Source organism: Phaeobacter sp. S60 (assembly GCF_000826845.1).
GTDB classification, from domain to species: domain Bacteria; phylum Pseudomonadota; class Alphaproteobacteria; order Rhodobacterales; family Rhodobacteraceae; genus Phaeobacter; species Phaeobacter piscinae.
Map to the genome: position 1 here is coordinate 69,350 of NZ_JSWJ01000003.1, position 16,625 is coordinate 85,974.

Annotated in this window: 17 protein-coding genes; 11 read left to right on the top strand and 6 right to left on the bottom strand. The window is 60.7% G+C overall.

Translation table 11 applies throughout. The features are described 5' to 3' along the window. Positions 1-325: 325 nt before the first annotated feature. From OO25_RS01870 to OO25_RS01895, 6 genes are all read right to left on the bottom strand, one after another. Complete coding sequence (locus OO25_RS01870; protein WP_040178213.1) at positions 326-1,546, bottom strand: CaiB/BaiF CoA-transferase family protein; 1,221 nt, start codon at positions 1,544-1,546, stop codon at positions 326-328. After that, complete coding sequence (locus OO25_RS01875) at positions 1,533-3,197, bottom strand: thiamine pyrophosphate-binding protein (RefSeq protein ID WP_052465580.1); 1,665 nt, start codon at positions 3,195-3,197, stop codon at positions 1,533-1,535. Before OO25_RS01875 ends, OO25_RS01870 begins: the two co-directional genes overlap by 14 nt. 81 nt (positions 3,198-3,278) lie before the next feature. After that, the gene (locus OO25_RS01880; protein ID WP_040178709.1) at positions 3,279-3,806 is read right to left on the bottom strand and encodes a DUF302 domain-containing protein; all 528 of its coding nucleotides are present in this window, start codon (positions 3,804-3,806) and stop codon (positions 3,279-3,281) included. Between the two features lie 99 nt (positions 3,807-3,905). After that, positions 3,906-4,976 (bottom strand): YeeE/YedE family protein, encoded by a 1,071-nt coding sequence (locus OO25_RS01885; RefSeq protein WP_040178214.1) that lies wholly within the window; start codon positions 4,974-4,976, stop codon positions 3,906-3,908. 88 nt (positions 4,977-5,064) lie between these two features. Beyond that, complete coding sequence (locus OO25_RS01890) at positions 5,065-5,400, bottom strand: helix-turn-helix transcriptional regulator (protein WP_014874364.1); 336 nt, start codon at positions 5,398-5,400, stop codon at positions 5,065-5,067. A 19-nt stretch (positions 5,401-5,419) separates the two neighbouring features. Next, positions 5,420-5,887, bottom strand: coding sequence for a hypothetical protein (locus tag OO25_RS01895; protein ID WP_040178217.1), 468 nt, complete (start codon positions 5,885-5,887; stop codon positions 5,420-5,422). Positions 5,888-6,201: 314 nt separating this feature from the next. Here OO25_RS01895 and OO25_RS01900 point away from each other — a divergent pair, with 314 nt between their 5' ends. The 11 genes from OO25_RS01900 (at position 6,202) to OO25_RS01950 (ending at position 16,598) form a co-directional block, all read left to right on the top strand. Continuing rightward, complete coding sequence (locus OO25_RS01900) at positions 6,202-6,939, top strand: cytochrome c biogenesis CcdA family protein (protein ID WP_040178710.1); 738 nt, start codon at positions 6,202-6,204, stop codon at positions 6,937-6,939. Positions 6,940-6,988: 49 nt separating this feature from the next. Beyond that, positions 6,989-7,564 (top strand): thioredoxin family protein, encoded by a 576-nt coding sequence (locus OO25_RS01905; protein ID WP_040178218.1) that lies wholly within the window; start codon positions 6,989-6,991, stop codon positions 7,562-7,564. A gap of 197 nt (positions 7,565-7,761) precedes the next feature. Next, positions 7,762-8,238, top strand: a complete 477-nt coding sequence (soxX, locus tag OO25_RS01910; RefSeq protein WP_040173172.1) for a sulfur oxidation c-type cytochrome SoxX — start codon at positions 7,762-7,764, stop codon at positions 8,236-8,238. 50 nt (positions 8,239-8,288) lie between these two features. Then, positions 8,289-8,705 (top strand): thiosulfate oxidation carrier protein SoxY, encoded by a 417-nt coding sequence (soxY, locus tag OO25_RS01915; protein WP_040173173.1) that lies wholly within the window; start codon positions 8,289-8,291, stop codon positions 8,703-8,705. 50 nt (positions 8,706-8,755) lie between these two features. Next, a complete protein-coding gene (gene soxZ, locus OO25_RS01920; protein ID WP_014874370.1) occupies positions 8,756-9,085 on the top strand; it encodes a thiosulfate oxidation carrier complex protein SoxZ in 330 nt (109 codons plus the stop codon). A gap of 73 nt (positions 9,086-9,158) precedes the next feature. Further along, positions 9,159-10,010: a sulfur oxidation c-type cytochrome SoxA gene (soxA, locus tag OO25_RS01925; RefSeq protein WP_040178219.1), complete on the top strand. Its 852-nt coding sequence runs from the start codon at positions 9,159-9,161 to the stop codon at positions 10,008-10,010. Between the two features lie 99 nt (positions 10,011-10,109). Beyond that, a complete protein-coding gene (soxB, locus tag OO25_RS01930; RefSeq protein ID WP_040178220.1) occupies positions 10,110-11,807 on the top strand; it encodes a thiosulfohydrolase SoxB in 1,698 nt (565 codons plus the stop codon). A gap of 76 nt (positions 11,808-11,883) precedes the next feature. Beyond that, complete coding sequence (soxC, locus tag OO25_RS01935; protein ID WP_040178221.1) at positions 11,884-13,155, top strand: sulfite dehydrogenase; 1,272 nt, start codon at positions 11,884-11,886, stop codon at positions 13,153-13,155. Next, positions 13,139-14,188, top strand: coding sequence for a c-type cytochrome (locus OO25_RS01940; protein WP_040178223.1), 1,050 nt, complete (start codon positions 13,139-13,141; stop codon positions 14,186-14,188). Before soxC ends, OO25_RS01940 begins: the two co-directional genes overlap by 17 nt. Before the next feature lie 160 nt (positions 14,189-14,348). Beyond that, a complete protein-coding gene (locus OO25_RS01945; RefSeq protein WP_040178711.1) occupies positions 14,349-15,599 on the top strand; it encodes an Hsp70 family protein in 1,251 nt (416 codons plus the stop codon). 258 nt (positions 15,600-15,857) lie between these two features. Continuing rightward, positions 15,858-16,598, top strand: coding sequence for a lytic transglycosylase domain-containing protein (locus OO25_RS01950; RefSeq protein WP_241770596.1), 741 nt, complete (start codon positions 15,858-15,860; stop codon positions 16,596-16,598). The last annotated feature ends 27 nt before the right edge of the window (positions 16,599-16,625 follow it).

Consider the following 16,625-nt stretch of genomic DNA (forward strand, 5'->3'; position numbering starts at 1 on the left):
GAGCCTAAAGCACGCAATCGCGTCTCGCGATGCCCGCTCGCGGTTTGGTGAAGTGGCGTGTGCAATCTCGTGGGAATAGGGAGCCAACCATGTCGATTGGCAGCGATTTCCCGCATTTTTACCAATCTGGCAAGCCTGGGATGCCTGGCTTTGGCCGAAGATCGCCAGTTTCTGTAACACTCGGCCAGATCCTGCCGGTTGCAAATGACCAACCGGACTGTTTTCCGCGATTTCCTAAGGGGATAGGAGTGGCGTTCCCCTCAATCCCTCTGCGTTGATGCAGGTGGATTGAGGGGGCACCGATGCCGCGCCGTCGCGATCAGTGTCAGCGGCTCTCTTCGGTAAAGGGGTTCGTTGCCGTCGAAAGAAGGTCGGTGCTGTCGCCACAGGTTGGTGGCGCGTGCCGATAGGTGACCGGCGTGCGCGAGAATTTCAGCGGGTTGCCCAACAGCCTGACAGGCCCGGCAGCAGAGGTCATCTCAATTGTCATTTCGCGGGCCGCAACTTGATCGCTGGCAAAAACCTGATCCAGCGTTTGCACCGGCCCGGCGGGCACTTTGCGGGCCTCCATCGCGGCGATCACTGCGTCGGTGCTGTATTGGCGGAGAGCAGGCACCAGAATATCGGCCAGCGCATCGCGGTTCTGCAACCGTGCCGGATTTGTGGCAAAACGCGGATCCCGCGCCAGCCCATCCAGCCCGAGAAAGGACAGGAATCGGCCAAATTGCGCGTCGTTGCCCACCGCCAGAATCACATGCCCGTCGGAGGTTTCATAAAGCCCATACGGCACAATGCTCGGATGCTCATTGCCGCGCCGTTTCGGGGCGGTCCCTGTATTGAGCGTGGCGACACCTTCGTTGATCAGCCAGGCGATCTGCGCATCAACAAGCGCGATATCAACCTGCTGGCCCTCGCCGGTCTGCTCCTTGTGGCGCAGGGCAGCCAATATGCCGACGCAGGCATACATGCCGCACATCACATCGGCGATGCCGACGCCGACCTTCATGGGGCGCCCGTCTGGTTCACCAGTCAATGACATGATCCCACCGTAGCCCTGCGCCATCAGATCATAGCCGGGCTTCTGCGCGTTGGGGCCGGTCTGCCCGTAGCCCGAGATGGACCCATAGACGAGATGCGGAAACTCTGCATGCAGGCTGTCGTAGTCGAGCCCGTATTTGGCCAGCCCGCCGGGTTTGAAGTTCTCCAGCAGAATATCTGCTTCGGCGGCGAGGCGGCGGATCACCTGCTGCCCCTCGACGGTAGAGATATCCACCTCGACGGAGCGCTTGTTGCGGTTTGCGGCCATGAAATAAGCTGAAAGATCGGATTGCTGACCCTCGGCATCGACCACATAGGGTGGTCCCCATTGGCGGGTGTCATCGCCGCCGCTCTGCGGATTTTCCACCTTCAGCACGCTGGCGCCCAGATCGCCCAGCATCTGGGTGCAGGTTGGCCCCGCCAAAATGCGGGAGAGGTCCAGCACCTTGATGCCTGCGAGGGGGCCGTGGGGCAGTTTGCCGTCGGTGGTCGGATCAGATGAGCCCATCATAGGCCTCCCGGTCAAATTCTGCAGCAATAACGGTGAAGTGTTTGGCCTGCTGTGCCTCATTCAGGGCGGCGCGCAGGCTGGCGCGGTCGCGAACCCGCACACCGTTACCCCCAAAGGCACGGCCCATGGCGGCAAAATCATGCAGGCCAAAATCAACACCGGCATTGTCGAGGCGGCGCTGGCGTTGTTTGAGGTCAATCAGCGCAAGGCTCGCATCGACAAACACCACGAAAATCGGCGCCACGCCAAGTTCCGCCGCAGTGGACAACTCCCCCGCGACCATGAGGAACCCGGCATCGCCGGAGAAGCTGACAACCGTGCGCTGCGGCTCGGCCAGTTTGCGGCCAATGGCCATCGGCACCGCGCAGCCCATGGTGCAAAGGCCCGAGGATTGGATCAGCGCGCGGGGCTCCTGACAGCGCCACATTTGCGAGAGCAAAATCCGATGTGCGCCGCTGTCCGCCGTGGCGAGCGTATCGACGGGCAGGGCTGACTGACATTCTGCGATGATCGCGGCGGGGGCCCAGTCGGCATCTGCCGCAAATGCCGCAGCAAGGGCGCCGCGAGCCGCCTCCGGCTGTCCGTCAGGCCATCTCGCCTGTGCTTGGGCCGCATCATCCGTTAGCTGCGCGCCGAGGGTCAGTGCCCGCAGGCTGGGGGCGAGGCCTGCCACAACAGTCAGGCTGGCGCTGTGCATGTAATGGGTGTTGTCTTCGGCGCAGATGTCGATCACCCGCTGGCGGCTGCAATCCCAGGCGTTGCGCCAGCCTGGGCGCATTTCAATCGGGTCATACCCCAACGCCAAAACTAGATCGGCCTCCCGCACCAGCGGCAGCAGGTGACGATCCGCCAGAGGCGACAGCCCGGCACCGCCGAGGCAGAGCGGATGATCCTCGGGCAGGATACCCTTGGCCTTGTAACTGGTCACAAACGGGATCTGGTAGTGTTCAAGAAAGGCGCGCATGCTTGCCCCGGCGTCTTCGGCAACAGCATCGAGACCGATCACCGCAAGGGGGCGGTCTGCCTCCGCCAGCCATGCGCGCGCCTGCGCCAGGTCAGCGGGCTGGGGCTGCGTGGCTCTGGCAGGCGCGAGGCACGGACGGTGCGAGCCGGCAGGGGCATCAGCGACAGAGATCGGCACGTCGATATGCACCGGCCCGTTGCGTGGCTGGGTTGCAATGCGCAGGGCCTTGTCTGCAATCACACCGGCGGCCTCTGCATCAAGGCGATAGCTGGCTTTGGTGATTGGGGCGAACACTGCCTGATGATCCAGCACCTGATGTGTATAGGTCGCAGCCTCGACCGTATCGACGCAGCCGGTCAGCACCAGCATCGGCACGCGGTCCTGATGGGCATTGGCCACCACATTCACCCCGTTCAGGGCGCCGGGGCCAAGGGTGGCGACCAGAATGACCGGCGCGCCGTCGCTGTGATGCACACCTTCGCCCATGAAGCCGGCACTGTTTTCATGCTTGGCGAGGTGAAAGCTGATCCCCGCCTTGGTCAGCGCATCGACAAGGGTCAGAACCTCACCGCCGGGCATGCCGAAGGCGTGGCGGCATCCCGCCGCATATAGCCGCTGTGCCAGCACATCAGCGGCGCGCAGTGGGTCAGTGGCCGCCGCGGCTGCGGAATTGGTTTCAGTCATGAAATCTGCCCTTCGTGAACCTGTCCCGCCAAATTGCCGGAACCGGACAAGGTTGCAAGCCTCCTCACGGGGGTGTGAGCGTCAAGGTGCCGGCTGCACAGCCTTTTGCGCAATAGCCTCAAGATGTTGGTCCAGCTCGGCCGCGATGTCTGCGAGCTCTGGCCCGCCCTCCGCCAGATAGGGGGCAAAGACATGGATGGCGGTTTTGTAGGAGAGAGTGGCGTCACCGTTGTCCTCTTCGGTCACATAAAGTCGGATCGGTGCCTCGATCATTGCGGCAGTCGAGCGGCGCAGAACCCGCACCGCGTAGTCATTGTTGAAAATACCGATCACCCGATTGCCGGGAATGGTGATGCCGCGCGCGGCGGCGGCCTTGGTCGGGCCTGCTTGGGTGACAACAACCAGGCCCTGTGACTTGGTGGCCGTGATTACGTCGCGGACCAGCTGCGCATAAGGTTTGGTGGTGTGATGTACGGCCCAGCCAGGGCGGTCGGTGAGCGGGCCTGCTGCGACGTTAGACGTCTGCAGCAGTGCGGGGCCTGTCAGGATGACGACGGCAGCTGCGCGCTGCAGCGACATCCTGCTGAGCCGGATCAGATCCCTAACCATTGCCATGAACTCCCTCTGTTGCCGACAGTCTATGACGTCTGCAGGTGTTCTCCCGGTCACATTTTTGTGGTCACCGACAGGCTCCTGGGCCGACGCTCGTCAGGCCGCGCGGCGAAATCCAGTGATCAGCTGGCGCAGCCCCACGGCTGCTCCGGCGAAGATCGAAAGGAAGGTCACCGGCGCGGACAGCGACAGCAGGGAGAACGCGCTCAGCCCCTGGCCAACAGTGCAGCCCATGGCCAGCACGGCGCCTGTCCCCATGATTGCGGCCCCGATGATCTGGCGGCGCAGCTCCCGCGGATCATCGCAGGCTTCCCAGCGGAAATGCCCCTTGATCAGGGAACCGATGAAGGCACCGAGCCAGACACCACTGACCGATCCGACGGCAAAGCTGATTGGGCGCAGGCTGCCGGTCATGGTCCACATGATGGTCTCTCCCAGCGGCGCGGAAAACGAATGCGAGACAACAGGCACCGCGTCAAAACCGGTGCGCGCGATATAGCTGCTGCCCGCCCAGCCGCTGACAACGGCAAGCGCCACCAGTGCCGCCCAGCCGATGGCAGCAGGGGCCTCGCGCACCTCCCGCCCCAAGATGGAAAACAGCAGGATTGCCCCACCAATGGCAAAGCCGATGGGTGTTATTGCCAGCCCGAGCTGATCGGCCAAATGATGTGCGATCCCCGCAGGCAGGTCGTCGGTGATGGGATCCTGAAAAAAGATCAGGTTGCGAAAGGGGGCGAGGGGGCCTGACAGCACCACAAAGGTGGACACCCCCATCACCAGAACAATGACAAAACTGCGCAGATCGCCGCCGCCGAGACGTGCAATGGCGCCATATCCACACATCCCGCTGAGCGCCATTCCGTAGCCAAAGAGCAGCCCGCCTGTGATTGAGGCCAGCGGCATCCAGCGGATGGCGAGGTATTGCGATTGCACCGGATCAAGCCAGCCCAGTGCAATCAATCCGAAACTGCCAAGGATTGCCATACCAATGGCCATGCCCCACATCCGCATACGCAAGGAGGAGCCGCCATAGAGCAGATCCTCAATCGCGCCCAGCGTGCAGAAACGACCCAGCCGCGCGGTCAGCCCCAGAAGCATGCCACCAAACAGCCCCAGAAGGGCGGTCAGATGCGTGTCGCTGATGAGATCGGACAGGGCTTCGGGCATCAGAGGCGGGCTCCGCCGGTTTCAGGTCTGCGGGGGTGGCCGAACATGACGGCTCCGCAAACGAAACCGGAATGGCCGGTCGCTGCGGTCAATCGTCTTTGCAGAAAAGCTCATAGACCACTTCGAGAATGCGGCGCGGACGGTCATCGGCCAGTCGGTAGTAGATGGCCTTGCCCTCACGACGGGGAATGACCAGACCTTCGAGGCGCAGGCGCGACAGCTGCTGTGAGACAGCCGCTTGCCGCGCGGAGAGCAGTTCCTCCAGTTCGGTGACCGATTTTTCTCCCGATACCAGATGGCACAGGATCATCAGGCGCCCCTCATGGCTGATGGCCTTCAGAAAATTCGACGCACGGGTGGCATTGTCCACCATCGTGTCCAGATCTTCGGGATCCATATCGGCGGAAAACTGTGGCAGGGCCATGTCGGTGTTCTCTCCTGGTTCAACCATTGGTGGCCAAGGGGGCGGTGGTCTGGTCGGGGGCGCTGGGCGCGGAGCCTGTCGGTATGAAACCGGCATGTTCCTGCAAGAGCCCAGTGATCAACGGCCAGAAGAAATCCTCTCCCGGATAGCCTTCCAGTCTGGCCATTTCATGCCCGTCTTCAACGATCAAGAAGGTTGGCGTGAATGTGACCCGGCGTGACAGGGTCAGATCCTCCGGCATTGCACGCAGATCAGCGCGGCGCAGCGGGGCAAAGCGACCTTCGGCGGTCTTGGGATAGATCGGCGCAATCTCGGCATCCCAACGCGCGCACCAGGCACAGCCCGGTTGCTCGACCATCACCAGTTCTGCGGCATCAGCCGTCTTGGCCGCAATACCTGTCGTCGCCAAAAGAGCCAGCGCCGCTAGAGGCGCGCCAGCCGCGCGGTAAACGCGGCGCGGTAAGGATATCAGTGGGGCAAGGGCCATGATGTGATGGGTCTCAACAGTCAGCTGTGGGTCCGTGATGCGGTGTGGATGTACCAAAGTCGGGCCATTGACGGCCCCGTCTGGTAGGTGTCTATATGTACTACGTAATTTGAATATGTGAATAGTACAAGTTTCACAGAGCAGACTGTGCCCTGATAACGTCACTTGATAACGCCACCGGGGGCTGCCTCATGTGCCAGACACCTGCGGCGATTTCGTTTGTGTCCGCAACTGGCGGGGTATCGTTGTTGGCGCGGATAGGTGATCGCGGTCTGAACTGGTCGAACACACAAGGTCGCAAGGGGCCCGAAAATATGCTGGAGATTTCCCTGTTTGGGGCTGTGATTGCCGGGCTTTTGTCGTTCTTCACCCCCTGTGTTCTGCCGATGGTGCCGTTTTACCTGTCCTACATGGGCGGGCTCTCCATGGCTGAGCTGCGCAGTGAAGGTGACATCGCGCCCGGTGCGCAGCGTCGGCTGGTGCTGGCGTCGATCTGTTTTGCCGCTGGCGTGACCACCGTGTTTGTACTGATGGGCATGGGCGCCACTGCGCTGGGGCAGTTGTTCGGGCAGTATCTTGATATCCTAGCCTATGGGGCGGCGGCCCTGCTGCTGGTGTTTGGTCTGCATTTTCTCGGGGTTGTGCGCATTCCGCTGCTGTACCGCGAAGCCCGGGTTGAAAGTAGCGCGTCGCCCGCGACCTATACCGGGGCATATCTGGTGGGGCTGGCTTTCGGCTTTGGCTGGACGCCCTGTGTGGGGCCTGCTTTGGCCTCGATCCTGATGATTGCATCTGGCATGGGCGATATCTGGCGAGGCGGGCTTTTGCTGCTGGTTTACGGTGCGGCGATGACCGCACCTTTTGTGATCGCAGCCCTGTTTGCGCGCCCGTTCCTTGGCTTTGTGGCGCGCCACCGGGCGGCCTTTGCCTGGGTGGAGAAGGGGATGGGGGGCATGTTGATCGTTTTTGCGGTGCTGATCGCGACCGGCAGCGTGCGCTATATTGCCGAGGCGATGATCCGCTGGTTTCCTGCCTTTACGAACATTGGCTGATCAGCGGTGCGTTGGGCGCCTATTGTGAACCTGAACGGGAGGATGAGAGATGAGACGATTGTGGATTGCCGTGCTGTGGCTGCTCTGCGCCGGGCCCGTTTTGGCAGTAGAGCTGGGCGACGATGGCCTGCACAAAACCCCCTGGATGCGCGAGACTTTCAAGGATCTGCGCGAGGATCTGGAGGAGGCCAACGCCGAAGGAAAACGGCTGGTGCTGTTCTTTGAGCAGAGAGGCTGCATCTACTGCACCAAAATGCACGAGGAGGTGTTTCCCAAACCTCAGGTCAGCAGCTACATCGCGGACAATTTCTTCGTCGTGCAGCTCAATCTTTATGGTGATGTGGAGGTGACGGATTTCGACGGTGAAACCCTGTCCGAAAAGGATATGGCGCGCAAATGGGGCATCCTGTTTACGCCGACCATGATGTTCCTACCCCAAGAGGTGCCCGCGGTTCCGGCCCCTCAGGCGGCGGTGTCGATCATGCCGGGGGCCTTTGGCGTTGGAACCACGCTGGACATGTTCACCTGGGTTAAGGAAGAGCGCTACAATCTTGATAACGGAGAAGATTTCCAGCGCTATCATGCCCGTCGCATTCAGGAGCGCGACAACGGCTCTGCTGATTGAGGTGCTGCGTGCCCCGTGCCTGACACGCCAGCCAACCTGCAGCAGCTGCGTGTCACGGCCTCTCTTGGGCGGGCCATATGAAACGACATAATAAAATTCAAATTACTGAATTTGATGTTGCGTCAAGCGGGTGAGGTCGCCTAGGGTGACCGCCAGCGAAGCACGCCAAAAGCGCGTGGGAGCCAATGGGAGGAAACATGAAGCAAATATCTCTGACACTGGCAGCTTGTCTGGCCGGGACAGTTGCGTTTGCCGCTGAGATCGCGCCGAAAGACGTCGGCTACGACGAAGATGGCGCCGTTGCCGCATCGCTCAGCGGGGCTGCCGGGGATGCCGCCAGTGGCGCATTGCTGGTTGGCGATAAATCCAAGGGCAATTGCGTGGCCTGCCATCAGGTGACCGCGCTGTCCGATGTGCCATTCCACGGCGAAATCGGCCCCGCGCTTGACGGTGCAGGCAGCCGCTGGAGCGAAGCCGAACTGCGCGGCCTCGTGGCCAACGCCAAGATGACATTCGACGGTACCATGATGCCGGCCTTCTACAAGGTCGATGGCTTCATTCGTCCGGGCGATGCCTACACGGGCGAGGCGGGCACCGAGCCGCTGCCGCCCATCCTGACCGCTCAGGAAATCGAAGATGTGGTCGCATTTCTTGCGACCCTGAAAGAAGACTGACGCAAAAGACCGGGATCTTTTTGCGCCATCAACGTCAAAGGAGACATACGATGGAGTTCTCACGTCGCGACACACTTGGTCTTGGCCTTGGGGCCGCTGCTCTGACCATGCTGCCCCTGCGTGTCGTTGCTGCAACCGAGGATCGGATTGCAGAGTTCACCGGTGGCGCGGAGATGGCCGACACCGGCCTGACACTGACCGCGCCGGAAATCGCTGAAAACGGCAATACGGTACCAATCGCGGTCGACGCCCCCGGTGCCACCGCCATCATGATTCTGGCGACCGGCAACCCGACCCCTGGCGTGGCGACCTTCGCCTTTGGCCCGCTGGCTGCCAGCCAGTCTGCCTCCACCCGGATCCGCCTTGCAGGCACGCAGGATATCGTGGCCGTAGCCAAGATGGCCGACGGCAGCTTTGCCAAGGCCAGTTCCACCGTCAAGGTAACCATCGGCGGCTGCGGCGGCTAAGCGCGACCTGTCATTCAGGCTCGCCCCTATAGATATCAGGAGTTTACGACATGGCATCCGGTGTAAAACCACGCGTCAAAGTCCCCAAGAAAGCAGCCGCAGGCGAAGCGGTGACCATCAAGACGCTGATCAGCCACAAGATGGAGAGCGGTCAGCGCAAAGACAAGGAAGGCAATGTCATTCCACGGTCGATCATCAATCGCTTCACTTGCGAATTCAACGGCGAGAGCGTTGTCGATGTGACCATGGAACCTGCCATTTCCACCAACCCGTATTTCCAGTTTGATGCGACCGTCCCCGAAGCGGGCGATTTTGTCTTCACCTGGTATGACGACGACGGGTCGGTCTACACGGAACAAAAGTCGATCGCGATCGGCTGATCCCTTCCGGATCCATAGGCAAACGCCCTGTCCGGGACACCGGGCGGGACGACCACCCAAGGGAGGAAACAACATGAACAATAAGGCAATCACTGCAATTGCCATGGCGATGGCGCTGCCTGTCGCGGCTTATGCCGAGGCAGATGACGACATGCTGGTCGTCAACGAAGAGATTGAAATGGTCACCAAGACCACGGCGCCTGGCCATATCTCTGACGCGCTGGACGAGGTGATGTCGGGCTGGCATTTCCGCTCGAACGAGACGCAGGCGCTGCAAATGGATGATTTTGACAACCCCGCGATGGTGTTTGTCGATCAGGCCATGGACACGTGGTCCAAGGTTGAGGGCACGGCGGAGAAATCCTGTGCTTCCTGTCACGACGATGTCGAGGAAAGTATGGCAGGTGTCCGCGCGGTCTACCCCAAGTGGAACGAGGACGCAGGGGAAATCCGCACCCTTGCGATGCAGATCAATGACTGCCGTGAGAACCAGATGGGCGCCGATAAGTGGAAATACACCGGCGGTAAAATGGCGGCCATGGAGGCGCTGATTTCAGTGCAATCACGTGGGATGCCGGTGAATGTGGCCATCGACGGACCGGCCCAATCCACTTGGGAGCAGGGCAAGGAGCTCTATTACACCCGCACGGGTCAGCTGGAACTCTCCTGCGCCAATTGCCATGAGGACAACTATGGCAACATGATCCGCGCCGACCACCTGAGCCAGGGGCAGATCAATGGTTTTCCGGTCTACCGGTTGAAGAACACCAAGCTGAACACCGCCCATGCGCGGTTCAAAGGCTGCGTGCGGGACACCCGCGCGGAGACTTACAAACCGGGTTCGGCTGAGTTCGTGGCGCTGGAGCTTTATGTGGCGTCTCGGGGCAATGGCCTCTCGGTCGAGGCGCCGTCTGTTCGTAACTGATCTAGCGTGGCCCCGTATCAGCAATGGTACGGGGCGCGTTTCCACTTATTTCATTCAAACATGCGAATATATCGCCTGTCTCAGTAGAAAGATAACCCAATGATCTCGCGGCGTGATTTCATGCAGGTCTCCATGGCAGCCTCCGCTTTGGTCGGTGCCTCCGGTTTTGGCAACTGGGGTCGGTTGGCGGCCCAGCAGAAGCTGACACAGGATCAGCTTTTCCAGTTTGACACTTATGGCAATATCAGCCTGGTCCATGTCACCGATATTCATGCTCAGCTGAAGCCGATCTATTTCCGCGAACCGTCGATCAATCTGGGCGTTGGCGAGAACAAGGGCCAGGTGCCTCACATCACCGGTGCGGACTTCCGCAAGGCTTATGGGATCGCTGATGGCAGCCCCTCAGCCTATGCGCTGACCTACAATGATTTTACGTCGCTTGCGCAGGGGTATGGCCGGGTCGGGGGGCTGGACCGGGTGTCTACCATCATCAATGCGATCCGCGCCGACCGCCCGGATGCGCTTCTGCTGGATGGTGGCGACACTTGGCACGGCTCCTACACCTGCCATCACACCGAAGGCCAGGACATGGTCAATGTGATGAACGCGCTGAAGCCGGATGCGATGACCTTCCACTGGGAGTTCACGCTGGGCTCTGACCGGGTGAATGAGATCGTGGAGGGGCTGCCCTTTGCGGCTCTTGGCCAGAATATCTTTGATGCGGAATGGGATGAGCCGGCTGAGCAGTTCAAACCTTATAAGTTCTTCGACCGTGGCGGCGCGAAAGTTGCCGTGATCGGCCAGGCCTTCCCCTATATGCCGATCGCAAATCCCGGCTGGATGTTCCCGGAATACTCCTTCGGGATCCGCGATGAGCATATGCAGGAGATGGTCGACGAGGTGCGTGCCGCTGGTGCGGATGTTGTCGTGGTTCTGTCGCATAACGGGTTTGACGTAGATAAGAAAATGGCCGGCGTGGTCAGCGGTATCGACGTGATCCTGTCGGGCCATACCCATGACGCGCTGCCCGAGCCGGTTCTGGTCGAGCAGACCCATATCATCGCCTCAGGCTCCAACGGGAAATTTGTCTCTCGCGTGGATCTGGACGTGCGCGATGGCCAGCTGATGGGGTTGCGGCATAAGTTGATCCCGGTGTTCTCTGACGTGATTGCGCCCGATCCGGTGATCACCCAGCTGATTGACGATCAACGCGCCCCCTATGAGGCCGACCTGGCTGAAGTGATCGGACAGACTGATGAGCTGCTCTATCGGCGCGGCAACTTCAACGGGACCTGGGATGACCTGATCTGCGACGCGTTGCTAAGTGAACGGGAGGCCGATATCGCCCTGTCGCCCGGTGTGCGTTGGGGACCGTCCTTGTTGCCGGGCGATGACATCACCCGCGAGGATATCTGGAACGTCACTTCCATGAGCTACGGTGCGGCCTATCGCAATGAGATGACCGGCGAATTTCTCAAGGTCGTGATGGAGGATGTGGCCGACAACATCTTCAATCCCGATCCCTATTACCAGCAGGGCGGCGACATGGTGCGGGTTGGCGGCATGGGCTACCACATTGATATTACCAAGCCGCAGGGGGAACGGATCAGCAATATGACGCTGCTCAAGACTGGGGAAGCGATTGATCCGGCCAAGACCTACATCGTTGCTGGCTGGGCCAGCGTGAATGAGGGCACCGAAGGCCCGCAAATCTGGGATGTGGTCGAAAACCACATTCGTAAGATGGGCACCGTCACCCTTTCACCGAACAATTCCGTGCAGGTGTCGGGCGTCTAAGCCCGGCATCCGCCAAAAAATTTTACGCTGATGAATTCACGAAAGTGAATTTTTCGATGTAAGGAGACGATCAGAGATGAACGACAAACCGAAACAAACCAGCCCTTCACGCCGCCAGTTTCTGGCCGGTGCTGCGGCGGTCGGGGCAGGGGCGGTGACGGGCCGCTCGGCACAGGCTGCGACCCCTGATCCGCTGATCACCGAGGTGCAGGACTGGGCCTCTGGTCTGGGCGACGGAGTGGATGCGACGCCCTATGGTTTGCCCATCGAGTATGAGGCAGATGTGGTCCGGCGCAATGTGGAGTGGCTGACGGCGGACACCATCTCGTCAATCAACTTCACGCCAATCCACGCGCTGGACGGCACCATCACGCCGCAGGGTTGCGCCTTTGAACGGCACCACTCGGGCGCGATCGAGCTGCGCAAGGAAGACTACCGGCTGATGATCAACGGGCTGGTCGATACCCCCTTGGTGTTCACCTATGCGGATCTGGAGCGTTTCCCGCGCGAAAACCGCGTCTATTTCTGCGAGTGTGCGGCGAATTCCGGCATGGAGTGGGCGGGCGCGCAGCTGAATGGCGCGCAGTTCACCCACGGTATGATCCACAATATGGAGTATTCCGGTGTTCCGCTGCGCACTCTGCTGGAGGAAGCGGGCGTAAACCCCGCAGGCAAATGGGTCTACGTGGAGGGCGCGGATGCCTCCTCAAACGGCCGCTCCATCCCGCTGGAAAAGGCGATGGATGACGTGCTGGTCGCCTTCAAGGCCAACGGCGAGGCACTGCGCAAGGAGCATGGCTATCCGGTGCGCCTGGTGGTGCCGGGCTGGGAGGGCAATATGTGGATCAAATGGCTGCGCCGGGTTGAGGTGATGGACCAGCCGGTCGAAAGCCGTGAGGAAACCTCGAAATACACCGATACGCTGGCTGACGGCACCAGCCGCAAATGGACTTGGGAGATGGACGCGAAATCCGTCGTCACCAGCCCCAGCCCGCAATCGCCGATCAAACATGGCACGGGGCCGCTGGTGATCACAGGGTTGGCCTGGTCGGGTCGTGGTGCGATCACCGGTGTTGATGTGTCGGTAGATGGCGGCAAGAGCTGGCAGGAGGCGCGGCTGGCGGCTCCCGGCACGAACAAGGCGCTGACGCGCTTTTACCTCGATACCAACTGGGACGGCTCCGAGATGTTGCTGCAAAGCCGTGCGCGCGATGCCTCCGGCTATGTGCAACCGACCAAGGCGCAGCTGCGCGAGGTGCGAGGGCTGAATTCGATTTATCACAACAACGCCATCCAGACCTGGTGGGTCAAGGCAAGTGGGGAGGCGGAAAATGTCGAAGTTTCCTAAGGTTATTGCGGCAACATCGGTTGCGCTGACGCTGGCGGTTCCTGCGGCAGCAGAGAAATTCGGCCTTGGCCGCCCGGCGCTGCCGGAGGAAATAGCGGCCTGGGACCTAGACGTGGCGCCAGATGGCACCGGCCTGCCCAAAGGCTCTGGTGATGTCTTCACCGGCGAAGAGGTCTTTGCCGAGAAATGCGCCGTCTGCCATGGCGATTTTGCCGAAGGTGTCGGCAACTGGCCCAAGCTCGCAGGTGGGCAGGGCACATTGGATCATGATGATCCGCTGAAGACCGTCGGCAGCTACTGGCCCTATCTCTCCACCACTTGGGACTATGTGAACCGGTCCATGCCGTTTGGCGATGCGCAGTCGCTGACCCCGGATGAGGTCTATGCCATCGTGGCCTATATTCTCTATTCCAACGATCTGGTGGATGATGAATTTGTGCTGTCGGATGCGACCTTCGCTGATGTGGAGCTTCCCAATGTGGATGGCTTCGTCTTGGATGACCGGCTGGAGGCGGAGAAGCACTTCTGGAACCCGGAACCTTGCATGGAGAATTGCAAGGACAGCGTCGAAATCACCATGCGCGCCATGGTGCTGGATGTGACGCCTGAGGAAGACCGGGCCGAAGCACCCGCCGAGGTCGAACCGGTTGAGGACACCGCAGCCGAGCAACCCGCAGAGGTCCCTGCCGACGTGGTTGTTGCCTTGGACCCTGAACTGGTCGCCAAGGGCGAGAAAACCTTTCGTAAATGCAAGTCCTGCCACCAGATCGGGGCGGGGGCCAAATCGAAAACCGGTCCGATCCTGAACGGGATTATCGGCGCGCCGGCGGCCCATGTTGAGGGGTTCCGTTACTCAAAAGCAATGAAAGCCGCTGCCGAGGGTGGCTTGGTCTGGGATGAGGCCGAACTTGCCGCGTTTCTCGCCAAGCCGAAGAAATACATGAAGGGCACCAAGATGTCCTTTGCGGGTCTGAAGAAAGATGCCGATATCGAGGCGGTGATTGCCTATCTGAAAGCTGCAACTGCCGAATGACGCTGGGCGCATCGCCCTGCACACCACCTCCGCAACCGACAGGGGCGGGGGTGGTTTTATTTCAGGCGCGCCGATCCTGTGTCACATGTTTCTGGGCCCTTGTTTTGCGCAGGCCCTTGCGATACTTACGCCGGTTCTTTCTGAGCGACAGGTGCCCGACATGACCCATCCCAACACCCTTGGTATCGACTTTGGCACCTCGAACTCCGCCGCGGGTGTCGCCGTGAACGGGCGTCCTTGGCTGATTGAGGTCGAGCCGGGGGAAACCACCCTGCCGACGGCGGTGTTCTTTGACATCGACAGCCGCAGTATGATCATCGGGCGCCGGGCCACACGGGCACTGATCAACGGCGACGAAGGGCGGTTTATGCGCGCCTTGAAAAGCCTGCTTGGCACCCCCTTGATGCACGAAAAACGCCGTCTGAACGGAGAACTGGTTGATTTCGTAACCATTGTGGCGCGGTTTCTAGCTGCGCTGAAGGCACGTGCTGAGGCGGCCACCGGACAGACCTTCACACATGCGCTGTCCGGCCGCCCGGTGTTGTTCCACAGCAAGGATGCCACCCGCAATGCACAGGCAGAGGTGGATCTGCGCGCCTGCTATATGGCGGCGGGGTTTGAGGATGTGCGCTTCATGCTGGAACCCGAGGCGGCCCTGCGGTCGGCCCGCGCGCAATCCGGTATCGGGCTGATCGTCGATATCGGCGGCGGCACCTCGGACTTCACCGCCTTTGAGCAAACCGCAGAGGGAACGACCCGTATTCTGGCCTCTCACGGTGTGCGCCTTGGCGGGACAGATTTTGATCGGCAGCTGAGCATTGATCACGTGATGCCGCTTCTGGGGCGGGGCAGTGCTATTCGCAACAGCTTCGGCGGTGGCAGCCTGCCCGCACCTAATCGGTTGTTCAACGATCTGGCGACTTGGCAGATGATCCCATTCCTCTATGCTGCGGATAGCCGCCGGGCCGTACAGGATCTCGCGCGCAATGCCGAGGAGCCGGAAAAACTGGCGCGCTTGGTATCCGTGCTGGAGGATGAGCTGGGCCATGATCTCGCCTTCGCGGTGGAGCGGGGCAAAATTGCGGCCAATCAGCCGGGGGAGCGGAATGCGGTGATTGATCTGAAAGTGCTGGAACGGGGCCTGTCGGTGCCGCTGGCTGCTGAGGGTCTTCAACGCAGCCTTGCCGCCGATATCGCCGAGATTACCGCCTGCGCCCAGGAAACCCTGTGCCGCGCCGATTTGCGCGCGGAGCAGGTTTCGCGAGTGGTGCTTGTGGGCGGCTCAGCCCTGTTGAGGGGGGTACAGCAGCAGATGCAGCAGCTTTGCCCAAAGGCGGAACTTTACACAGAAAACGCGATGACCGCCGTGGCCGATGGTCTGGCCTTGGCATCAGGCAGCGCCTTTGCCTGAGCGAGGGTAAGGGCGAGCGACGCGGGCAAGGGGAAAAACGCTGATCCTGTGACTGGCTTTGATGCGGAAATCCGCTAGACTGGAAACCCATTTCCCAAGCGTTGGACCCAGGTTTTTATGATTTTCCAGTTGTTTCGTCGATCTCTCTCACAGTCTGCCACGGCCAATACCCGCAAAGAAACAGCGCAGCGGCGAGCAGGGGGATGGTTAGCCACCACTCTGTCTGCGGCGCTACTGTGTGGTCTGCCGTACACCGCTATGGCCGCGCCCTGCGGCAATACCTCTGCCGGATTTGACAGTTGGAAACGCGACTTCGCCGCTGAGGCCAAGCGGGCCGGTGTGCGCCAGGCCGGGCTGAACGCGCTGGCCAACACAACCTACGCCCGTCGCACCATTGCTGCAGATCGCAACCAGAAGAGCTTTCGCTACTCTCTTGAGAAATTCATGCAGATCCGTGGCGCCAATACGATCATCGCGCAGGGGCGCAAGCGGAAGGTGCGCAATGCCGACTTCTTTGCCGCGTTGGAACGTAAATACGGCGTGCCTGCCGGGATCCTGATCGCCATCCACGGTATGGAAACCGCCTTTGGCAACTACATGGGCGACAGTCAGGTGGTCTCTGCCATCGTCACACTGACCTATGATTGCCGCCGTTCTGAGTTTTTCAAACCCCATGCCATTGGCGCGCTGAAACTGGTGGATCGTGGTGCGATCACCGGCGCGACCAAAGGGGCCAAACATGGCGAATTGGGCCATACCCAGTTTTTGCCTGGCAATGCGCTGAACTATGGTGTCGACTGGGACGGCAACGGGCGGGTGGATTTCTACAACATGGGCGATGCGCTGGCCTCAACCGCTTATTTTCTACGCAAGAAAGGCTGGAAACCGGGACGCGGCTATCAGCAGGGCGAGCCCAACTATAAGGTCCTGAAACAGTGGAATGCGGCGACGGTCTACCAGCAGTCCTTGGCGATCATGGGGCGCAAGATCGACGGCTGACCGGCCAAATAACAGCTGTTACCGCAA